The organism is Micromonospora sp. DH13, from assembly GCF_020873825.1.
GTDB lineage: Bacteria > Actinomycetota > Actinomycetes > Mycobacteriales > Micromonosporaceae > Micromonospora > Micromonospora haikouensis.
Genome location: NZ_JAHWGR010000024.1, coordinates 109,955 through 126,721 on the forward strand (window position 1 = coordinate 109,955; position 16,767 = coordinate 126,721).

Here is a 16,767-nt window from a genome sequence, read left to right on the forward strand (position 1 = left end):
CCGCCACGTGACGGAGACCTCGACGGGGGCGTCGGCGGGGGCGCGGCAGCCGGTGCGGCTGGTGCTGACGCCGCGCGCCGCCCGGCCGCCCCGGGTGCCGCTGCTGACCTGGATCCACCAGCGCCCGGAGTTCCGCGCGCCGGGGTGCGCGACGCCGGGGGCGGCCGGTCTGGCGGGCGGCCCGGGTTCAGCGATGCGGTGATCATCGCGGTGGTGGCGCAGGCGCTGCTGCCGGGGCTGTTCCACCTGTTGCAGAGCTGGGTCGACCAGCAGCGCACCGAGGTGAGCGTCCGGGTGCAGGCGGGGGAGTCCGAGGTGGAGATCCAGTTCAACGGCCGCACGGACGCCACGAAGCTCATCGACCAGGCCACCCGGGCGCTCCGCGAGGCGATCGAGTCCGGCGGCGGCCCCGACGCGGCGGCCTGACCGCCGGGTCGGGGCCGACAAGATCATGTCGGGAAGGTGGCGGTATCCGGGTGCCGTGGATACCGCCATCTCGCCGACATGGAGTCGATCATGAGCCCGGGTCGCCGGAATTCGCGCTGGGCGCGACATCCTGTTACTCGCGCGTAACTTTCCATTGACGTCGCTGGATCGGCGGCCCCATCATCTTTCCACGATCGATCGGAACGCCCCTCGCCTCCGCCCGGCCCGGCCGGGACACCCCCACCAGGAGGGTGCAGCCATGCTGCTCCGAAAGATCCTCGCCGTCCTCGCCGCGTCCACCGCCACCGCCGCCGCCGTGCTGGCCGGACCCTCCCCGGCCGCAGCCCAGGCCGCCACCGTGGGCGGGCCCGCCGCCGCAGCCCGGGCCGCCGGGCCCGCCAGCACCGCCGCGCCGGCCGGGACCCGGGCCGCCGGGCCCGCCAGCACCGCCGCCCGGGTCGCCGCTGCCGCCAACCCCGTCATCGTCGTCGCCGGGCTCAGCACCCCCGCCCTCGGCTACGAGCCGCTCGCCGCCCGGCTGCGCGCCGACGGCTTCCGGGTGTCGATCTTCCAGCTCCCCGGCCTCGGCTTCGGCGACATCGCCGACTCCGCCCGGGCCTTCTCCGCGTACGTCGACCAGGTGCGCGCCGCCACCGGAGCGGCCCGCGTCGACCTCGTCGCCCACTCCGAGGGCGGCCTGGTCTCCCGCTACCTCATCCGCAACCTCGGCGGCGGCACCAAGGTGGGCCGGTACGTCAGCCTCGGCACCCCGCACTACGGCACCTACGTCGCCGACATCGCGAAGTTCCTCGGCCTCGGCAGCTGCCTCGGCATCGTCGCCTGCCAGCAGATGGCCATCGGGTCGAGCTTCCTCACCGCCCTCAACGACGGCGACGACACCCCGGGCGACGTGCGCTGGACGGCCGTGCGCACCCTCCAGGACGAGCTGGTCCGGCCCGTCGACAACGCGACCCTCGCCGACGGGGCCACCAACGTGCTCATCCAGTCGTGGTGCCCGCTGCGGCTCGTCGGGCACCTCGGCCTCGTCCTCGACGGCACCACGTACACCGTCGTCCGGGGCGCGCTCACCGACTCCCCGGTGCGCCCCGACTGCTACGCCCTCTGACCCGCCGGCGTCGGGCGCGTCCGACCACGAGGGTGGGCTCAGGCGGCCTTTGCGAGGGCCGCGTACTCGTCGTCGGTGAGCTGCACCTGCGCGGCGGCCACGTTCTCCTCCAGGTGCGCCACCGACGACGTACCCGGGATGGGGAGCACGACCGGCGAGCGCCGCAACAGCCAGGCGAGCGCGAGCTGCGCGGGCGTCGCGCCGTGGTCGGTGGAGATCGCGTCCAGCGGGCCGCCCGGCTTCGCCAGGTTGCCGGTGGCGATCGGGAACCACGGGATGAACGCCAGGTCGTTGCGCTCGCAGTGGTCGAGCACGTCCTCGGCGCTGCGGTCGGCCAGGTTGTAGAGGTTCTGCACCGACACGATCGGCGTGATCTGGCGGGCCTGCTCGATCTGCGCGACGGTCACCTCGGACAGCCCGATGTGCCGGATCTTGCCCTCCTGCTTGAGCAGCGCCAGCTCGCCGAGCTGGTCGGCCAGCGGCACCAACGAGTCGATGCGGTGCAGCTGGTAGAGCCCGATGGACTCCAGGCCCAGGTGGCGCAGGCTCAACTCGCACTGCTGGCGCAGGTACTCCGGCCGGCCCACCGGCCGCCAGTCGCCCGGCCCGGAGCGGGTCAGTCCGGCCTTGGTCGCGATGACCAGGTCGTCGGCGTACGGGTGCAGCGCCTGCCGGATCAGCAGCTCGGAGACGAACGGCCCGTACGAGTCGGCGGTGTCGATGAACGTCACGCCCAGCTCGTACGCCCGGCGCAGCACCCGCACCGCCTCCGCCGGGTCCCTCGGGTCGCCCCACACGCCCGGCCCGGTGAGCTGCATCGCCCCGTAGCCGAGTCGGTCGACCTGGAGGTCGCCGCCGATCCGGTAGGTGCCGGAGGCCTTCGCGGGCTGCCTGCCAGCGTCGTCACCCATGAGTCGAACCCCAATCCTGTGCGTGTCGTCCGGTCGATTGTGCTCCCGTACCCCGCCCGTCCGGAGTCAGTCGGCGAGGATCAGGTCGGCCGCCCGCCAGGCCAGCGCCATCACCGGCGCGTTGAGGTACCCGGACACCAGCACCGGCAGCACCGAGGCGTCCACCACCCGCAGCGTGTCGACGCCGCGTACCCGCAGCCGGGCGTCGACGACGTGCTCATCGGACGGGCCCATGCCGCAGGTGCCGACGGCGTGGTAGCCGCAGTAGCCCAGCGCCAGCGCCGCCTCGACGATCTCCCGGTCGCCGCGCACGGCCGGGCCGGGCACCGTCTCGGCGGCGATCCGCCCGGCGATCGGCGCGGTGGCGAACAGCTCCCGCATCCGGCGGAACGCGTCCACGAGGACCCGCCGGTCGTGCGAGGTGGCGAAGTAGTTGGCCACGATCCGCGGCGGCGTGCCCGGGTCGGCCGAGGAGATGGCGAGGCTGCCCTCGCTGTCCGGCCGGGTGACCGTGCACAGCCCCATCATCCCCGCCTCGGTCTCCAGTTCCAGCGCGTGGCCCGGCCGGGGCGGGGCCGCCGAGAACGGCGCGATCAGCAACTGGGCGTCCGGGTGGTCGACCTGCGGCGTGGACCGGATGTGCGCCCCCACGTCGTGCACCGGCAGGCTCAGCGGGCCCCGCCGGGTCAGCGCGTACCGCAGCGTGGCCAGGCCCTGCCCGAGCAGGCTGCCCAGCATGTGGTTGTAACCGCCGTCGCCGACCAGCCGGAACTGCGCCGGCACCGACCGGTGCTCGCGCAGCCCGAGGCCCACCCGGGGCCGGTCGAGCAGCACGTCGACGCCGGCCCGGCGCAGCGTGTCGGCGGGCCCGATGCCCGACACCTGCAACAGTTGCGGGCTGGCGATCGCCCCGGCGGCGAGGATCACCTCCGCCGAGGCCGCGTAGTCGACGGTGCGACCGCCGCTGCCGGCCCGTACGCCGATCGCCCGGCCGCCACGCACGAGGATCCGCCGCACGGCCGTGCCCACCGCGACGGTCAGGTTCGGCCGGTCCCGCACCGGGTGCAGGAACGCGTCGGCGGCGCTGACCCGACGGCCGTCGCGGATGGTCGCCGTGACGTACCCGATCCGCTCGTCCTCGGTGGCGTTGAGGTCGTCGGACCGGCGCCAGCCCAGCGCCTGGCCGGCGGCGATCACGTCCTCGCAGAGCGCGTCGGTGCCGGTCGCCGACGACAGCCGCAGCGGCCCGCCGGCCCCGCGCGTGGGCGACGCGCCCAGCGGATGGTCCTCCAGCCGCCGGAAGATCGGCAGCATGGTGTCCCACCCCCAGCCCGGGTTGCCGAGGCGCTCCAGGCCGTCCCAGTCGAGGCGGTCGCCCCGGCCGTAGACCATGCCGTTGACGGAGCTGGACCCGCCGACCAGCCGGCCGCGCTGCCACACCTCCCGCCGCCCCGGCGCCGCCTCGGCCGGGTAGTGCCAGGCGGTGCGCCGGTCGTCCATCAGCCTGCTGAACGCCTTGGGGATGCGCACGAACGGGCTGCGGTCCCACCCGCCGGCCTCGACCAGCAGCACCCGGGTCGCCGGGTCCGCGCTGAGCCGGTGGGCCAGCACGCATCCGGCCGCGCCCGCGCCCACCACGACGTAGTCGAACTCCTCCACGCGATCCCTCACTCACCACCGGTTACGAGAATCCCTCAGAAGGTAGTGGGTTGATCACTGTGGGGGAAGGGGCCTCCGTGGGCCGGCGTGCCGCAGCACCACCAGCGCCTGGTCGTCCTCGGAGCCAGCCCGCCCGTCCAGCAGCGCGTCGGCGACCGCCTCCACCGGGGCGTCGCGGGCCGCGTCGACCGCGCCGCACAGCGCCGCGAGCCCCGCGTCGTACGTTCGCCCGCGCCGCTCCACCAGCCCGTCGGTGTACGCCACCAGCAGGTCACCGGGCCGGAACGGCACCGTCGTCACCGCCACCGGCTCCCGCACCATGCCCAGCGGCAGCGAGCTGGCCGTCTCGACCGGCTCCGGGGCGCTGCCGGGACGCGCCAGCACCGGGTGCGGGTGGCCGACCCGGGCCACCGCCACCTCACCGGCGGCCGGGTCGACGACCAGCGCCAGGCAGGTGCCGAGGAACCCGACGCCGATCAGGTCGGTCAGCCGGGGGAAGACCTCGCCCAGCGGCACCCCGAGCCGGATCAGCGTGTTCACGACGGTGCGCAGCTGCGCCATGTCGGCGGCGGCCTCGACCTGGTGGCCGACCACGTCGCCGACGACCACGGCCAGCCGGTCGCCGTCGAGCCGGATCAGGTCGAACCAGTCGCCGCCGAGGTGCATGCCGGTGACCGCGGGCCGGTAGCGGGTGGCGACGTCCAGGGTCGGCGGCGCGGCCCGCGCCGAGGTGCGCAGCCGCCCGGCCAGCCGGGTCACCAGGTCGTGCTCGGTGGCGGCCAGCCGGGTCCGTTCCAGGGTCTGCTCGGACAGGTCGGCGACGGTGTCCAGCAGGGCCACGTCGCTCTCGCGCAGCGGGCGTCGCCGGGGCCAGCCGAACCCGAGCGCGGCGATCGGCCGGCGCTGGGCGTCGAACAGGGGCAGCGCGACCGTGGTGACCAGGCCGTGCGCCCCCGCCGTGTCGGGGCCGCCCGGGAACCGGTCGGCGAACTCGGTCCGGTCGTGGAGCACCACCCGCTCCCCGGTACGCAGCGCGGTGGCCAGCGGACGCGGGTCGTCGACCGTCATCCCGTCGTACGCGGCGCGCAGCCCCGCCGGCACGTCCCCGCCGGCCCACAGCCGCAGCCGACGCCCCCGGCCGGGCACCGCCAGCCCCGGCAGCCGCGCCCCGAGCACGACCGGCGCGCCGGCGAGGACGACCTCGATAGCCTCCGCCGTGGAGCGGGTGGCGCTGAGCCGTGCGGCGAAGTCGGCCATCAACTGCGCCGACCCGGTCAGCTCGGCCCGCTGCAACGCCTGGCTGACCAGCCCGGCGACCGCGTCCAGCAGGGTGCGCGGCTCCTCGTCGGTGGCCACCGGGCGGGCCCAGCGCGCGTCCAGCGCGCCGAGCGCGCCGCCGTCGGCGTAGCGCAGCGGGAGGGCGACGCCGCCGTCCGCGCCCGCCCCGGCGGCCACGTCGACCGGCACGTTGTGCCGGACCGCGCGGGCCAGTGGGTCGTCGTCGGCCAGGTCCAGCCGGCCGGGCCCGCCGTCGCCGGTCACCGCCAGCACGACCGCGCCCGGGTCGGCCGTCGCCACGCGCAGCCCGCTGGCCCCGAGCAGCGTCGGGACGGTGCGGTAGACCACGTCCACGATCCCCGCCCGGCCCCGGGCGAAGCTCAACGCGCCCGCCAGCCGGGCGAACGCCTCCGCCTGCCGCAGCGCGCGCCTGCGGTCGCCGCGCTCCCCGGCCACCGGGGCGTCGGGCGGCGGCTCGGCGCCGGCTGGCCGGGGCGACGGCACCGCCGGGCGTCCGCTGACCGGCGTGTTCGCGGTGACCGTCGTGAGGACCCCGCCGGGCGTGCCCGACTCGTCGATGACCGGGCTGTGGCAGAAGGTGAGCCGCCGCCTCCCGGCGCTGCCCGCGCCGTCCGGCGGCGTCCGTTGCTCCGAGTGGGTGACGGCCGCTCCGGCCAGCACGTCACGCAGCGCCGGGCCCAGCACGTCCCACGCGCCCGGCCAGACCTCCGCGCCCGGTCGGCCGAGCGCCGTGGGCCCGGCGTCGCCCAGCACCGGCAGGTACGCGTCGTTGTGCAGCACCACCAGCTCCTCGCCCCAGCACAGCATCACGGGCGCGGGGAAGCGCAGGCAGCTGGCCACGGCGGTGCGCAGGCTCTGTGGCCAGGTGTGCACGGGGCCCAGCGGGGTGGCCGCCCAGTCGTGGCCGGCGACGCGGGCGCCCGTCTCCCCGGCGGCGGCGAAGACGGCCCGCCAGTGGGCGTCGGTTCGCCGGTGCGCGTCGTCCGCCCGCCGGTCCGGTGCGGCGGCCCGTCGGGGCGCGTCGTGGTGCGGCGGCCCGAAGGGTGGGGACGTCGTCCCCCCACGGCCCTCGCTCGCTGCCCCCGGCGCCTTTGCCATCTCCTCGGACCGTACCAGCGGGCCCGACCCGCCGCCCCGGGGTGATCTCGCGGCTGTCGACCGGGGCAGTTGCGCCGAGCGGCCCCGGCGGTGGGCCGGCGCGTGCGAGGCTGGCCGGGGCGGGTCCGCGGGCGGGGCGTGGGCCGGCAGCGCGGGAGGGGACGCCGTGACCGGGATGCCGCAGGTCGACTTCGCGCTCGACACGTACGAGTGCATCGTGCTCTACCCGGGCCCGTCCGGGCGGGCCCTGCCCGCCGAGACGGTCCAGCGGTTGCAGGCCGAGCACACCGAGCACATGCGCGCGTTGCAGCGGCGGGGGATCGTCCTGGTCGCCGGGTCGATCGACGGCCCCGGGCGCGAGCCCGACCCGCCGATCGGCTTCGGCCTGGCCCGCACCGGCTCCGTGGACGACGTGCGCAGCGTCATGGAGGCCGACCCGGCGGTGCAGGCGGGGCTCTACGCCGTCGACGTGATGACGTTCCTCTGCCCGGCCGGCTCGGTGGAGTTCCCCCTCGCCCGCACGCAGAGCTGAACGGCGCCCGGGCCGGCCGCTGTCGCGATCGTGACGGCGGTCACCGGCCGCGCGCTGCTAGCGTCGGCCACGGCGGCGGGGAGCGTGCCCATGGGAGGTGACACCGGGCGGTAGGATTCCCGGCGCGCGGTCGCCGATGCCCGCCGACACACGACGACTCCGGACGATGCTTCCGGTGCGGTTCCGCCCGTTTTGCTGCGCGGGCGTGACGCGTCGTCGGAAACTGTTCCGCAGTCCGAAAGGGGTCGGCCCGCAGACCGACCCGGAGGAGAGACTAGCCTGATGGGCGTGACACGCCGCGCGAAGATCGTCTGCACCCTTGGTCCCGCCACCTCGTCACCGGAGCGAATCCGGGGGCTCGTCGAAGCGGGCATGAACGTGGCGAGACTCAACTTCAGCCACGGCAGCCACGCGGACCACGAGGCGGTCTACCGACTCGTCCGCGAGGCCGCCGACGCCGCCGGCCGGCCGGTGGCCGTGCTCGCCGACCTCCAGGGTCCGAAGATCCGGCTCGGCCGGTTCGCCGACGGCCCGCACGAGTGGCGCACCGGCGACTCGGTCGTGATCACCGGGGACGACGTCCTCGGCACGAAGGAGCGGGTCTCCTGCACCTACCGCAAGCTGCCGCAGGAGGTGAAGGCCGGCGACCGGCTGCTCATCGACGACGGTCGGGTGGCCGTCGAGGTCAGCGAGGTCGTCGGCAACGACATCCGCTGCCTGGTCACCGAGGGCGGCCCGGTCTCCAACAACAAGGGCGTCTCGCTGCCCAACGTGGCGGTCAGCGTCCCGGCCCTGTCGGACAAGGACGCCGAGGACCTGCGCTTCGCCCTCGGCCTGGGCGTCGACATGATCGCGTTGTCCTTCGTCCGCTCGGCGGAGGACATCAAGCTCGTCCACAACATCATGGACGAGGAGGGCGTCCGCCGCCCGGTGCTGGCCAAGGTCGAGAAGCCGGAGGCGGTCGACCACCTGGAGGCGATCGTGCTGGCCTTCGACGGCGTCATGGTCGCCCGTGGCGACCTCGGCGTCGAGCTGCCGCTGGACCAGGTCCCCCTGGTGCAGAAGCGCGCCGTGCAGTTGTGCCGGGAGAACGCCAAGCCGGTCATCGTGGCCACCCAGATGCTCGACTCCATGATCGAGAATTCGCGGCCGACCCGCGCCGAGGCGTCCGACGTGGCCAACGCGGTGCTCGACGGCGCGGACGCGGTCATGCTCTCGGGCGAGACCAGCGTCGGCAAGTACCCGGTGCTCACGGTCAGCACCATGGCCAAGATCATCACGACGACCGAGGCCGGCTCGATCGGGGTGCCCCGGCTCCAGCACGACCCGCGCACCCACGGCGGGGCGCTCACCGTCGCCGCGTCGTCGATCGCCCGGGCCATCGGCGCGAAGGCCCTCGTCGCCTTCTCGCAGACCGGCGACACCGTCAAGCGGCTCAGCCGGCTGCACTGCGACCTCCCGCTGTGGGCGTTCACCCCGGTGCCCGAGGTGCGCAGCCAGCTCGCCCTCTGCTGGGGCGTCGAGACGTTCCTGATGCCGTTCGTCGAGCACACCGACGACATGTTCCGCCAGGTCGACCAGGCGCTGCTCGGCCTCGACCGGGCCAACCCCGGCGACTACGTGGTCATCGTCGCCGGCAGCCCGCCGGGCACCCCCGGCTCCACCAACACCCTGCGCGTGCACCAGCTCGGCTCGCTGGTCGACGCGGCCTCCGCGCGGGCGTTGCAGTGACCGACGGGGCGACCGTCGGCCAGGCGGCCGTCGACCAGCTGCTGGAGGTCCTCGACCTCGAACACACCGGCGCGATGGCCTTCCGGGGGATGAGCCCCCCGGTCGGCCCGCAACGGGTGTACGGGGGTCAGGTCGCCGGTCAGGCCCTGGTCGCCGCCGGCCGCACGGTCGCCCCCGAACGGTTCGTCCACTCCCTGCACGGCTACTTCGTCCGCCCCGGCGACCCGGCCGAGCCGATCGCATACCAGGTCGAGAACGTCCGCGACGGCCGGTCGTTCTCCGTACGCCGGTCGGTGGCGCTCCAGCACGACAAGCCGATCTTCTTCATGTCGGCGTCGTTCCAGCGGCACGAGGAGGAGGGGCTCGACCACCACGCCCCCACCCCGCCCGACGTGCCGGCCCCCGACGACGTGCCCACCATGAGCGACCGCCTCGCCCGCTACCCCGAGCGGCTCGGCATCTGGGGGCAGATCCCCCGCCCCATCGACGTGCGCTACGTCGGCGAGCCCGGCTGGGTCCGCCCCGGCGACCGCCCCGCCGACCCCCACCAGCGGGTGTGGATGCGCATCGACGGCAAGCTCCCCGACGACCCGCTGCTGCACGCCTGCGCCCTGACGTACGCCTCCGACCTGACCCTGCTGGACTCGGTGCTGTCGGTGCACGGCGAGGTCTGGGGCCCCGGCGGCGTGGTCGGCGCGAGCCTCGACCACGCCCTGTGGTTCCACCGGCCGTTCCGGGCCGACGAGTGGTTCCTCTACGACTGCTGGAGCCCGTCGGCCTCCGGCGCCCGCGGGCTGGCCACCGGCCGGATGTTCACCACCGACGGCCGGCACATCGCCAGCGCCGTGCAGGAGGGCCTGCTGCGCCGCGTCGGCGGCTGACCGGGGAGGCCCCTTGGCAGCCGGCCTCAGAAGCTGCTGACCAGCTTCACGAACGCCTCGTCGATCGTCGCCGGGTCGGTGGCGTCGAACGCCTTGCCGGCGCTGGCCCCGGCGATCCGGTCCAGCGCGGCCAGGTCGGACTCCCGGTCGAACGCCACGCAGAAGACCTTCACCGGCCGGTCCGGGTCCAGCTCGATGTCGGCGAGCAGCCGGCCGAGGTCGTTGTCCTTCGGATACTCGTTCTTGCCGTCGGTGAGCACCACCACCGCGTTGATCCGGTCGGGGTCGTAGTCGGCGAGCAGCCGGCGGTGCGCGGCGCGGACCGTCGCGTACAACGCGGTGTTGCCGCCCACCCGCAGCCCGGTGAGCCGGCGCGCGAACGCGGCCCGGTCGTACGGGCCCAGCCGGACCTCCTCGCTGTACGGCTTCCCCGGCCGCTGCGGCGTCTCCGACGAGAACGACCACAGCGCCACCCGGTCGGCGGAGTTGAGCAGGCCGACGCCCCGGTCGACGGCGGTGGTGGCCACCTGGAACCGGGTGCGGCTGCCCACCTTGGCGTTCATCGAGCCGGAGGTGTCCACGGCGAGCAGGATGTTCGCCTTCTTGCGCAGCGTGCCCCAGCCGCGCAGGATCGCGTCGACCACCTCGGGCGCCGGCGGGTCGAAGTAGGTCAGCTGCCCGTCCGTGCCGCCCCGGACGGCGGCGACCAGCGCGTCCGACGCCCGCCGCTCGTGGTCGCGGAAGCCGAGGTCGGCGAAGCTGCGCTGCTGCGGGTCGTCCTGGAGGAAGGCCAGGAAGTCCTGGGCCGCCGCCTGCTGCGCCGCATCGGCCGAGGGCAGCACGACGTACGGGTGGTCGAGGTTGAACGTGCCCTCGCTCGGGTGCACCGCCACCAGCGGCACCCGCGGCTTCTGCCCCGGGGTGGGGCTGAGCTGCCCCTCGTTGTACTGGTAGACCAGCTCCTCCTGGACCACGACCGCGCTCATGTCCCGGGCCCGCGCGTCCCCGGCCGCGCCCGCAGCGGCCCCACCCAGGTCCGCCTCGGCGAGGTCGCGCAGCAGATCCACCGAGTCGTCGCTGTAGTGCGAGACGTTCGCCTCGATCCGGCGCACGAACTGGGTCACCGCGGGCTTCGCCAGGTCGGCCTTCGTCAGGTCGCTGGAACGCCGCACCGCCGCGTAGTAGGTGGCGATGGTGGCCGCCAGCCCCGACGTGGACAGGTTCGGGTTGTCCTTGCCGAAGGTGAACCGGCCCCACTCGGGCCGCCCGAAGGCCGCCCAGCCGGCGTCGCCGGAGAGCCCGAGGACGTCCGCCCAGCCGAGCTTGCCGCGCTGGCGCACCAGCTCGCCCTTCTCCAGGGGCATCGCGATGACCAGCGGGCTGTTGGCGATCGACGGGTACCGGTCGGGGGTCTGCGCCGCCCGGCCCGCCTGCTCGTCGAGCAGCCGCAGCCGGCCCGTCCACAGCGACGACGTGGGCAGCCACACCTGCGGAGCCGGGATGCCCGGCTGCCGGCCGGACCAGTTCCCCGCCGCCAGGGCCTCCATCGCCTTGCCCGAGTTGAGCCCGTGCACGGTCACCTCGGCGCAGCGCCCGCCGAAGCGCCGGTCGGCGGCGTTGTACCGGGCGGCTAGCTGGGCGACCAGGTCGGCCTTCTCCGTCGAGGAGTTCACCTCCAGCGCCACGCACCCGGAGCGGTCCGGGCCGGGGGCCGGCCGCACGATCACGTACGCCGCGGCGATGACCGCGAGCCCGGCGACGACGGCCACGGTGTACGGCAGCCACGGCCGGGCGGAACGCTGGCCGGCGGTCATCGGCTCCTCCAGGGGTGCGGGTCAGGCGGGGACATCGGCGTCGCGCCGGTGTCCTCCCGGGGCGGGGCGGCCGGCGGCAGCGCCGTGGCGAGCAGCAGGCGCACGCCGTAGACGACGACGAACGTGACCGCCCCGACGCCGGCGGCGGTGCCCACGGCGGTGGACGCGACGTAGCCCACGGCGGCGCCGACCGCGCCGAGGAAGATCGCCGTCGAGACGCCCCACGCGTCGGTGGCCTCCCGGCGCAGCCGCCGCGGCCAGCGCTCGGGCCGCACCCCGTGCGCCACCGGCGGGTACGTCGCCGCGGGCCCACCCGGCGGCTGGACCGGCTGCCACGCCGTCACGGGCGGTGGCTGCCACGCCGTCACGGGCGGTGGCTGCCACGCCGTCGCGGGCGGTGGCTGCCACGCAGTCGGGGGCGGTGGCTGCCAGGCCGTCGGGGCGGGCGCCGCCGGCTGGCGGGGGACCGGCTGGGTGGCCGCCGCGTCGGTGCCCTGCTGCAGGGCCGCCCGGATCGGCACCGGCGCGCCGCCGCGCGGGCCGTGGCCCAGCAGCCGCAGCAGGACCTGCTCGGCCGGCGGCCGGGCCCGGTGGTCCTTGGCCAGGCATTCGGCGACCAGCTCCGCCAGCGGGCCGGAGAAGCCGGTCAGGTCCGGCGGGTCGTGTAGCACCCGGTGCAGCACCGCCGCGACCGCCCCGGTGCCGAACGGCGGGCGGCCCGTCGCCGCGTACGCGACGGTGGCGGCCCAGGCGAACACGTCGCTGGCGGGGCCCACCTCGTCGTCGCGGAACCGCTCCGGCGCCATGTACGCGGCGGTGCCCATGACCCCGCCGGTCACCGTGCCGGTGACGTCGAGCGCCCGGGCGATGCCGAAGTCGATCACCCGGGGGCCGTCCGCGCCGAGGACCACGTTGTCCGGCTTGAGGTCGCAGTGCACCACGCCGGCCTGGTGGATCGCGGTGAGCGCGGTGGCGGTGCCCACGGCCAACCGGTGCAGCACGTTGTCGGCGACCGGGCCCCGCTCGTGGACGTACCGGTGCAGGGTCGGGCCCTCGATGTACTCGCTCACCACGTACGGCGGGTCGTCGTCGACGTCGGCGAAGATGATCTGCGCGGTGCAGAACGGCGCGACCCGGCGGGCGGCGTCGATCTCCTTGGCGAACCGGGCCCGGGCGCGCGGGTCGGGTGGCGCGGAGAGGTCGAGCATCTTGACGGCGACCAGCCGGCCCTGCCGGTCGCGGCCCAGGTAGACCACGCCCTGGCCGCCCGAGCCGAGCCGGCCGAGCAGCTCGTAGGGGCCGGCCCGGTCCGGGTCCCGTGGGCCGAGCGGAGTGGTCTCCGGCATCGCTGTGGCTGCCCCCATCGCCCCTGGCGGTCCCGACCGCGGGGTGACCCCGGCGGCCGACGTCGATCCGTCGACACCGGTATGGTGCCACGCCCGCGCCAGCGTGGAGCCCGGCCGGTCGGTCGGCGGCCCGGCCCGTGGGACAGCCCCGGCGGGACCGGTTCCCCCGTTCGGCTGAGGGCCGGCAGCCCGGCCGGTCGGGCGGGCGACTAACCTGACCGGCATGCGTCTCTCCGCCCGGGTCGACTACGCCCTCCGCGCGGCTGCCGAGCTGGCGGCGGTCGCCGACGGTGCGGGGGCCGCGCGGTCCCGCCCGGTGACCGCCGAGCAGATCGCCAAGTCCCAGGAGATCCCGCCCAAGTTCCTGGAGAGCATCCTGTTGCAGCTGCGCCGGGGCGGCATCGTGCACGCCCAGCGTGGCCCCGAGGGCGGCTACTGGCTGGCCCGGCCCGCCGCCGAGATCTCCCTCGCCGAGGTGATCCGGGTGATCGACGGGCCGCTGGCGCACGTGCGCGGGCAGCGCCCGGAGCAGCTCGGCTACCGGGGGGCCGCCCGCGCGTTGCAGGACGTGTGGATCGCCCTGCGGGCCAGCGAGCGGGAGATCCTCGAACTGGTCACCGTCGCCGACGTGGCCAACGGCACCCTGCCCGAGCGGGTCAGCGAACTGGCCGCCGACCCGGGCGCCTGGAGCTGACCCGAAACCCCACCCGCCGCAAGCGTCCCGACATTTAACCGATAGGGACTTGACCCGAGGCCGTCTCGTGCCGCATTGTCGACCAAGTCGATAGGAGATGCCGAAAAGTCAGGGGGCGCTCGTGCGCAAGCTGTTGGTCCTCGCCCTGGTCGGGCTCGTCGCGCAACTGGTCGACGGCTCGCTCGGCATGGCCTACGGGCTGACCTCGTCGACCCTGCTGCTGGTGGCCGGGGTCGCCCCGGCCGCCGCGTCGGCGTCGGTGCACCTCGCCGAGATTGGCACCACGCTCGCCGCCGGGGTGGCCCACTGGCGGTTTGGCAACGTCGACTGGCGGGTGGTCGCCCGCATCGCGCTGCCCGGCGCGGTCGGCGCGTTCGCCGGCGCCACCTTCCTCAGCTCGATCTCCACCGAGGCCGCGGCGCCCTGGATGGCCGCGATCCTGTTCACCCTCGGCGCGTACCTGCTGGTGCGCTTCTCCCGGCCGCTGCGCGCCAGCCGCGCCGCCGGGCCGCTGCGTGCCCGCTTCCTCGGCCCGCTCGGCCTGGTCGCCGGCTTCGTCGACGCCACCGGCGGCGGCGGGTGGGGCCCGGTAGCCACCCCGGCGCTGCTGGTCTCCGGCCGGATGGAACCCCGCAAGGTCATCGGCTCGGTCGACACCTCCGAGTTCGTCGTCGCGGGCGCGGCCAGCGCTGGCTTCCTGATCGGCCTCGGCACCGAGGGCTTCCTGCTGCCGACCGTCGCCGCGCTGCTCATCGGCGGCCTCATCGCCGCACCGATCGCCGCCTGGCTGGTCCGCATCGTCCCCGCCCAGCTGCTCGGCGCCGTCATCGGCGGCGTCATCGTGCTCACCAACGCCCGCACCCTGGTGCGCGCCGGCGGGCTGCCCGGCGGCGCCCAGTGGACGGTCTACGCGTTGCTGGCGGCCGGCTGGATCGCCGCCGTCGTGTTGGCCGTCCGCGCGCTGCGCCGCACCCGCCGCGCCCGCGCCACGGTCGAGGCGGCCCTCGCCGACCAGCCCGCCACGGCTCAGCCGGCTCAGTCGACCCCCGACCAGCCCGCCCCCGACGAGCCCGCCGCCGCCCCGGTGGCCGGCTGACCGCTCACCCCGCCGCCGACGCGACCAGCTCCCAGGCGTCGTCCACGTGGGCCTGCGTGGTCAGCGGCGAGCCGATCGCCAGGCGCAGGGTGAACCGGCCGGCGACCCGGGTGTGGGTGAGGAACACCCGGCCGCTGGCGTTGACCCGCTCCAGCAGCCCGGCGCTCGCCTCGTCGCCGGCGGCGAGGCGGAAACAGACCAGCGAGAACGGGTGCGGCGCGGCGAGGACGAACCGGTCGTCGGCGCGGACCCGGGCGGCGAACCGGTCGGCGAGCGCCACGTGCGAGCGGACGTGCGCCCGTAGCCCCTCCACCCCGTACCAGCGCAGCACGAACCACAGCTTGAGGGCACGGAACCGGCGGCCCAGCGGCACCTGCCAGTCCCGGTAGTCGACGACCGCCCCGGAGTCGCTCGCCGCGTTGCGCAGGAACTCCGGCAGCACCGTCAACGCCTCCACCAGCTCCGCCGAGTCGGCCACCCAGAACGCGTCGCAGTCGAAGCCGGTGAGCAGCCACTTGTGCGGGTCGAAGCAGTACGAGTCGGCGTACTCCAGGCCGGCGTGCGACCAGCGCAGCTCCGGGCAGACCGCCGCCGCGCCCGCGTACGCGGCGTCGACGTGCAGCCAGACGCCGTACTCCGCGCAGATCGCCCCGATCTGCGGCACGGGGTCGACGGCGGTGGTGGAGGTGGTGCCGATCGTGGCCACCACGATCGCCGGCACGTCGCCGGCCGCGACGTCGGCCCGGATCGCCGCCCGCAGCGCGTCGGGGTCCATGGCGAGGGTCTGCGGGTCGGCGGCGACCACCCGCACCCCGTCGCGGCCCAGCCCCGCGATGCGGGCCGCCTTCTCGATCGACGAGTGCCCCTCGGTGGAGGTGTACGCCCGGTAGCGGCGGTCGACGCCCACCTGTCGCCAGCGGCCCCCGCTGGCCCGGTGCAGCGCGGCGAGGGTGGCCACCAGCGTCGCCGACGACGCCGAGTCCTGGATCACCCCGCCGCCGGGACCGGTGGAGCGGAACCGCTCGGGCAGGCCGAGCAGCCCCGCCAGCCAGTCCAGCATCACCGTCTCCAGCTCGGTGCAGGCCGGTGCGGAGGCCCAGAGCATGCCCTGCACCCCCAGCCCCGAGCTGACCAGGTCGCCCAGGACGCTGGGGCCGGAGGTGTTGGCGGGGAAGTAGCCGAAGAAGCCCGGGTGCTGCCAGTGGGTCAGCCGGGGCGCGACCAGCGCGTCCAGGTCGGCCAGCAGCGCGGCGACCGGCTCGCCGTGCGCGGTCGGCCCGGCCGGCAGCGCGACGGCCAGCGCGCCGGGCGGGTCCTGCGAGGTCACCGGGCGCTGCCCGAGGGTGGCCCAGTAGTCCGCGATCCAGTCGACCACCGCGTGCCCGGCGCGGCGGAACTCCTCGGGGTCCATGTGCTCAGCCATCCGACGAGTCGACCAAGTCAGCCGGGTGGGCGCAAGGGACCGGGACGTTGTTGCGGTGGGGAAAGCGGTGTCCTAGCATCCCAGGGGCGCGAAGCCGAACCATGGACGTCGATGCGATGTCCGATCACCGCCGCCAGCGCGGCGGACGCAACCCGGCGGCCAAGGGCAGGCCACCGGGGCCGACGCGTCGCCGCGCCCGCCCGACCTCCCCCGGAGGCACCCTCGTGCACCTGACCGCATCCCGCCGCACCCTCCTGGCCGCCGCCGTCGCGGCCACCACCCTCGCCGCCGGCGCCCTCGGCGCCGTGGCCGCCTCGGCCGCCGCCGCCGGCTGCCGCGTCGACTACAAGATCAGCAGCCAGTGGGGCGGCGGCTTCGGCGCCGACGTCACCGTCACCAACCTCGGCGACCCGATCAACGGCTGGGCCCTCACCTGGTCCTACACCGCCGGCCAGCAGGTCACCCAGGCGTGGAACGCCACCGTCACCCAGTCCGGCACCCAGGTCACCGCCCGCGACGCCGGCTACAACGCGGCGCTCGGCACCAACGGCACCGCGAACTTCGGCTTCAACGCCTCCTGGAACGACAGCAGCAACCCCGTGCCGGCGAGCTTCGCCCTCAACGGTACGACCTGCACCGGCGGCACCACCCCCACCACCGCGCCCCCGACGAGCGCCCCACCCACGACCCCCCCCCCCACCACCCCCCCCCCCACCACCCCCCCCCCCACC

Annotated in this window: 15 protein-coding genes; 9 read left to right on the plus strand and 6 right to left on the minus strand. The window is 75.5% G+C overall.

Translation table 11 applies throughout. From position 1 onward, the window contains the following. Positions 1–7 precede the first annotated feature (7 nt). The 3 genes from LPA42_RS22105 (at position 8) to LPA42_RS22115 (ending at position 1,552) form a co-directional block, all read left to right on the plus strand. Positions 8–202, plus strand: a complete 195-nt coding sequence (locus tag LPA42_RS22105) for a hypothetical protein (RefSeq protein ID WP_144082722.1) — start codon at positions 8–10, stop codon at positions 200–202. Beyond that, entirely contained in the window at positions 199–426 is a 228-nt protein-coding gene (locus LPA42_RS22110; RefSeq protein WP_077939109.1) for a hypothetical protein, read from the plus strand. Before LPA42_RS22105 ends, LPA42_RS22110 begins: the two co-directional genes overlap by 4 nt. Before the next feature lie 259 nt (positions 427–685). Further along, a complete protein-coding gene (locus LPA42_RS22115) occupies positions 686–1,552 on the plus strand; it encodes a triacylglycerol lipase (protein WP_077939110.1) in 867 nt (288 codons plus the stop codon). A gap of 38 nt (positions 1,553–1,590) precedes the next feature. Here LPA42_RS22115 and LPA42_RS22120 read toward each other — a convergent pair whose 3' ends face one another. The 3 genes from LPA42_RS22120 to LPA42_RS22130 form a co-directional block, all read right to left on the minus strand. Further along, complete coding sequence (locus tag LPA42_RS22120) at positions 1,591–2,463, minus strand: aldo/keto reductase (RefSeq protein ID WP_077939111.1); 873 nt, start codon at positions 2,461–2,463, stop codon at positions 1,591–1,593. 66 nt (positions 2,464–2,529) lie between these two features. Continuing rightward, the gene (locus tag LPA42_RS34560; protein WP_228986827.1) at positions 2,530–4,134 is read right to left on the minus strand and encodes a GMC family oxidoreductase; all 1,605 of its coding nucleotides are present in this window, start codon (positions 4,132–4,134) and stop codon (positions 2,530–2,532) included. Positions 4,135–4,176: 42 nt separating this feature from the next. Next, the gene (locus LPA42_RS22130; RefSeq protein WP_077939113.1) at positions 4,177–6,519 is read right to left on the minus strand and encodes a PP2C family protein-serine/threonine phosphatase; all 2,343 of its coding nucleotides are present in this window, start codon (positions 6,517–6,519) and stop codon (positions 4,177–4,179) included. A gap of 175 nt (positions 6,520–6,694) precedes the next feature. On the opposite strand from LPA42_RS22130, the gene LPA42_RS22135 reads away from it, so the two are divergent. The 3 genes from LPA42_RS22135 (at position 6,695) to LPA42_RS22145 (ending at position 9,663) form a co-directional block, all read left to right on the plus strand. After that, complete coding sequence (locus LPA42_RS22135; protein WP_043969319.1) at positions 6,695–7,051, plus strand: YciI family protein; 357 nt, start codon at positions 6,695–6,697, stop codon at positions 7,049–7,051. 282 nt (positions 7,052–7,333) lie between these two features. Continuing rightward, positions 7,334–8,782 (plus strand): pyruvate kinase, encoded by a 1,449-nt coding sequence (gene pyk, locus LPA42_RS22140; RefSeq protein WP_077939116.1) that lies wholly within the window; start codon positions 7,334–7,336, stop codon positions 8,780–8,782. Continuing rightward, entirely contained in the window at positions 8,779–9,663 is an 885-nt protein-coding gene (locus tag LPA42_RS22145; RefSeq protein ID WP_043967423.1) for an acyl-CoA thioesterase II, read from the plus strand. The genes pyk and LPA42_RS22145 overlap by 4 nt, the downstream gene beginning before the upstream one ends. A 26-nt stretch (positions 9,664–9,689) precedes the next feature. On the opposite strand, the gene LPA42_RS22150 is transcribed toward LPA42_RS22145, so the two are convergent. Continuing rightward, the gene (locus tag LPA42_RS22150; RefSeq protein ID WP_228986828.1) at positions 9,690–11,477 is read right to left on the minus strand and encodes an extracellular solute-binding protein; all 1,788 of its coding nucleotides are present in this window, start codon (positions 11,475–11,477) and stop codon (positions 9,690–9,692) included. Beyond that, positions 11,474–12,823 (minus strand): serine/threonine-protein kinase, encoded by a 1,350-nt coding sequence (locus LPA42_RS22155; protein WP_158229451.1) that lies wholly within the window; start codon positions 12,821–12,823, stop codon positions 11,474–11,476. Before LPA42_RS22155 ends, LPA42_RS22150 begins: the two co-directional genes overlap by 4 nt. 223 nt (positions 12,824–13,046) lie before the next feature. On the opposite strand from LPA42_RS22155, the gene LPA42_RS22160 reads away from it, so the two are divergent. Then, entirely contained in the window at positions 13,047–13,517 is a 471-nt protein-coding gene (locus tag LPA42_RS22160; RefSeq protein WP_043967425.1) for an Rrf2 family transcriptional regulator, read from the plus strand. Positions 13,518–13,638: 121 nt separating this feature from the next. Then, positions 13,639–14,613 carry a sulfite exporter TauE/SafE family protein gene (locus tag LPA42_RS22165; RefSeq protein ID WP_091278255.1) on the plus strand — a complete coding sequence of 325 codons (975 nt, stop codon included), beginning with the start codon at positions 13,639–13,641 and terminating at the stop codon, positions 14,611–14,613. Positions 14,614–14,617: 4 nt separating this feature from the next. Here the strand turns inward: LPA42_RS22165 and LPA42_RS22170 are convergent, their stop codons facing one another. Further along, positions 14,618–16,036, minus strand: a complete 1,419-nt coding sequence (locus LPA42_RS22170; protein WP_228986829.1) for a pyridoxal-dependent decarboxylase — start codon at positions 16,034–16,036, stop codon at positions 14,618–14,620. A 224-nt stretch (positions 16,037–16,260) separates the two neighbouring features. Between LPA42_RS22170 and LPA42_RS22175 the strand changes: the two genes are divergently transcribed. Beyond that, on the plus strand, positions 16,261–16,767 hold a 507-nt coding region (locus tag LPA42_RS22175), incomplete at its 3' end, for a cellulose binding domain-containing protein (RefSeq protein WP_228986832.1).